This is a genomic window from Rahnella sp. RFA10(1/100) (genome assembly GCF_004195115.1).
GTDB classification, from domain to species: Bacteria; Pseudomonadota; Gammaproteobacteria; order Enterobacterales; family Enterobacteriaceae; genus Rahnella; species Rahnella perminowiae.
The window spans coordinates 1-289 of record NZ_SEWR01000034.1 but is presented as its reverse complement, the minus strand read 5'-3'; the positions used below and the strand labels follow the sequence as shown (position 1 = coordinate 289).

Genomic DNA, 289 nt, shown 5'->3' with positions numbered 1-289 from the left:
AACCGTCGGTCAGATCGATAACCGGCACGCTCAGCGTGGTGTCCACGGTAAAGGCGAATGCCTCCCCGGACGTGCTGTTACCGGCAGTATCCGTGACCGTCACCACCAGGTTATGTTCGCCGTCAGCCAGTGAGGCAGACACCGCAAAGTGCCACTGCCCTTCGCTGTCCTGTACCGCCGCCTGCGCCGCGCCGCCGTCAATGCTGACCGTGACCGTTACCACATCACTGTCGGTCGCGATCGCAAAGCCCGGCGTGGTGTCATTGGTCTGATTATCGCCCGCCACGCC

The 289-nt window shown here is 63.0% G+C and carries 1 protein-coding gene; it reads right to left on the bottom strand.

Features of this window, described 5'->3' with window-relative positions:
- Positions 1–289: Ig-like domain-containing protein (locus ETV65_RS24990; protein ID WP_165383776.1), on the bottom strand; the 289-nt coding region annotated here is incomplete at both ends.